This window comes from Streptococcus sp. GMD4S, assembly GCF_000296955.1.
The window spans coordinates 1-676 of sequence record NZ_AJRE01000360.1 but is presented as its reverse complement, the minus strand read 5'-3'; the positions used below and the strand labels follow the sequence as shown (position 1 = coordinate 676).

At 42.5% G+C, this 676-nt stretch carries 1 pseudogene; it reads left to right on the top strand.

Annotated features, from left to right (window positions below):
• Nucleotides 1-530, top strand: a pseudogene (locus GMD4S_RS09905) (hypothetical protein); the annotation flags it as partial.
• Nucleotides 531-676 lie beyond the last annotated feature (146 nt).

Below are 676 nucleotides of genomic sequence, written 5' to 3'. Positions count from 1 at the left end.
CTGACGAAAGTAATCTAGGATTTATCCTTGAAAATATGCGCACTGGTGAAATCACCAAGTACAATCTAGCTTCAGCAACCGAAGAATCTGCCCGTGCTTCTGCAGAGGGAGCAGTGCAAGAGAAGGCCTACAAGGCTACCTTCCCTATTCTTGTCAATCTCAATGACAAACCGCTCTATATCATGGGCTTGAAGGACAATGCAGGCTTGGTCAAGGAGTATGCATTGGTCGATGCCGTGGAGTACCAAAACGTCATCGTAGCAACTACGGTAGATGAACTCCTCAGCAAGTATGCCAATAAAAATGACCTCGAGTTGGATAATGAAACGGTAGAAAACATCAAGGGTATCGTCTCAGACCTTAAATCAGCTGTCATCAAGGGTGATACCGTCTACTTCTTTAAAGTTGATGGCAAGATTTATAAGGTCAAGGCTTCCGTGTCAGACGACCTTCCTTACCTCGAAAATGGCCAATCCTTCGAAGGTCAAGTTGGAAAAGATAACTATCTCAAGACCTTTAAAGTACAATAATACTCTTCGAAAATCAAATTCAAACTACGTCAGCGTCGCCTTGCCGTACTCAAGTACAGCCTGCGGCTAGCTTCCTAGTTTGCTCTTTGATTTTCATTGAGTATAAAAATAGGTTTTCTCAGTTCAAGGAGAAAAAAGATAAATTC